General features: G+C 59.3%; 2 protein-coding genes. Both read right to left on the bottom strand.

What is annotated here, in order from left to right; genetic code table 11:
- Positions 1–63: 63 nt before the first annotated feature.
- A complete protein-coding gene (locus ACIOZM_RS31625) occupies positions 64–516 on the bottom strand; it encodes an NUDIX hydrolase (RefSeq protein ID WP_401221564.1) in 453 nt (150 codons plus the stop codon).
- A gap of 207 nt (positions 517–723) precedes the next feature.
- Positions 724–2,893 (bottom strand): NADP-dependent isocitrate dehydrogenase (locus tag ACIOZM_RS31620; RefSeq protein ID WP_401221561.1); only part of this gene is annotated, 2,170 nt, incomplete at its 5' end.

Genomic DNA, 2,893 nt, shown 5'->3' with positions numbered 1-2,893 from the left:
GATCACGCGTAGGGATTCAATGTGTGTCTTGGAAAAGGACGCGATTCTATCAGGCTCACGGCCTCAAGGGTAAAGAGAAGGGCGGATCAGTTCGAGGCTGAAGTGATTGCCGGCCAGATAATCATCGATGCAACGGATGATCAGCTCGCTGCGCCAGTTGTCGCGCTGGGCGATTAATTCGTCACGGGTCAGCCACTTGGCGCCGACGATGCCGTCGTCGAGTTGATAATCCGGGTGGTGTTTCAGGGCTTTGGCGCTGAAGCACACGCGCTGGTAAGTCACGCCGTTGCTCGGCGCGGTGTACAGATAAATGCCGATCACGCCGGTGGCTTCGACGTCCCAGCCGGTTTCTTCGAGGGTTTCGCGCACGGCGGCTTCGACCAGGGTTTCATTCGGGTCGAGATGGCCGGCGGGCTGGTTGAGCACGTTACGCCCGCCCTTGTGCTCTTCGACCATCAGGAAGCGGCCGTGGTCTTCGACGATGGTGGCGACGGTGATGTGGGGGAGCCAATCCATAAAACCTTCCTCAAATTTTGAATATTGAAATCCGATCCCTGTGGGAGCTGGCTTGCCAGCGATAGCGGTGGGTCAGTCGCCATTGATGTTGAATGATATGCCGCCATCGCTGGCAAGCCAGCTCCCACAGGGTTCTGTGGTGATTATAAATCCCGGAAACACAAACCCCGGCGCATTGGCCGGGGTTTGTGATGTTCCCTTACAACCTTAAACCAGCGCAGCAATCGCCGCGTTGAGGGTTGCGCTTGGGCGCATGGCCTTGCTGATCAGCTCGGCGTCGGCGTGGTAGTAACCGCCGATGTCGACTGGCTTGCCCTGAACGGCGTTGAGTTCGGCAACGATGGTTGCTTCGTTCTCGGTCAGGGTTTTGGCCAAAGTCGTGAACTGCGCTTGCAGTGCAGCGTCTTCGGTCTGGGCGGCCAGGGCCTGAGCCCAGTACATCGCCAGATAGAAGTGGCTGCCGCGGTTGTCGATGTTGCCGACTTTGCGCGATGGCGACTTGTTGTTGTCGAGGAACTGGCCAGTAGCCTGGTCCAGAGTCTTGGACAGAACCAGTGCTTTCGGGTTGTTGTAGTTCACACCCAAATGCTCGAGGGACGCTGCCAGCGCGAGGAACTCGCCCAGCGAATCCCAGCGAAGGAAGTTCTCTTCAACCAGTTGCTGCACGTGCTTGGGAGCCGAACCGCCGGCGCCGGTTTCGAACAGGCCACCGCCGTTCATCAGCGGCACGATCGACAGCATCTTGGCGCTGGTGCCCAGTTCCATGATCGGGAACAGGTCGGTCAGGTAGTCGCGCAGTACGTTGCCGGTCACCGAAATGGTGTCCTTGCCGTCGCGGGTGCGCTGCAGGGTGAACTTCATTGCGTCGACCGGCGCCATGATCTGGATGTCCAGACCGGCAGTGTCGTGATCCTTCAGGTAAGCCTGAACTTTCTCGATCACTACGCCGTCGTGAGCGCGCATCGGGTCGAGCCAGAAGATCGCCGGAGTGCTGCTGGCGCGAGCACGGTTGACGGCCAGTTTGACCCAGTCCTGGATCGGCGCGTCTTTGGTTTGGCACATGCGGAAGATGTCGCCGGCTTCAACAGCCTGTTCCATCAGCAGGGTGCCTTTGCTGTCGGTCACGCGAACCACGCCGTCAGCCTTGATCTGGAAGGTCTTGTCGTGCGAGCCGTACTCTTCGGCTTTCTTCGCCATCAGACCTACGTTTGGCACGCTGCCCATGGTGGTCGGATCGAAAGCACCGTTGGCTTTGCAATCTTCGATCACGGCCTGGTAGATAGTCGCGTAGCAGCGATCCGGGATCACAGCCTTGGTGTCGTGCAGCTGGCCGTCGGTGCCCCACATTTTGCCGGAGTCACGGATCATGGCCGGCATCGAGGCGTCGACGATAACGTCGCTCGGCACGTGCAGGTTGGTGATGCCTTTGTCGGAGTTGACCATCGCCAGCGACGGACGAGCGGCGTAGACCGCTTGAATGTCAGCTTCGATCTGCGCTTGCTGCTCGGCCGGCAGGGCCTTGATGCGAGCGTACAGATCGCCGATGCCGTTGTTCAGGTTGAAGCCGATCTGAGCCAGCACGTCAGCGTGCTTGGCCAGTGCGTCTTTATAGAACTCGGCAACGATCTGGCCGAACATGATCGGGTCGGAGACCTTCATCATGGTCGCTTTCAAGTGAACCGACAGCAGCACGCCTTGAGCCTTGGCGCTTTCGATTTCAGCGGCGATGAACGAACGCAGGGCGTTCTTGCTCATCACGGCGCAGTCGAGGATCTCGCCAGCCTGAACGCTGGTTTTTTCTTTCAGAACGGTAGCGGTACCGTCCTTGGCGATCAGCTCGATTTTCACAGCGTCAGCGGCGTCGATCAGGGCAGCTTTTTCGCTGCCGTAGAAATCGCCGGTGCTCATATGCGCAACGTGGGATTTGGAATCTGTGGCCCAGGCGCCCATTTTGTGCGGGTGCTTGCGCGCATAGTTCTTGACCGACAGCGGAGCACGACGGTCGGAGTTGCCTTCGCGCAGAACCGGGTTCACGGCGCTGCCCTTGACCTTGTCGTAGCGTGCCTTGACGTCTTTGTCAGCGTCGCTGGTCACGGTTTCCGGGTAGTCCGGCAGGTTGAAGCCCTGAGCTTGCAGCTCTTTGATTGCGGCTTGCAGCTGCGGAGCCGAAGCGCTGATGTTCGGCAGCTTGATGATGTTGGCTTCAGGCGTAACGGCCAGGTCGCCCAGTTCGGCGAGGTGGTCGGCTACGGCTTTGACACCCAGTTCCTCGGGGAAGCTGGCCAGAAAGCGCGCTGCAAGATAGAAATCGCGGGTTTCCACGGCGATATCTGCCGAGGCGCTGTAAGCCTCGATGATCGGCAGCAGGGAATAGTTG

Origin of the sequence: Pseudomonas sp. NPDC087346, assembly GCF_044744235.1 — a bacterium.
Classification (GTDB): Bacteria; Pseudomonadota; Gammaproteobacteria; order Pseudomonadales; family Pseudomonadaceae; genus Aquipseudomonas.
This window is presented reverse-complemented; position numbering and strand designations above follow the sequence as displayed.

Excerpts from the sequence above, each read along its gene's own strand:
- ACIOZM_RS31625 (WP_401221564.1), bottom strand. The coding sequence starts at position 516 with ATGGATTGGCTCCCCCACATCACCGTCGCCACCATCGTCGAAGACCAC.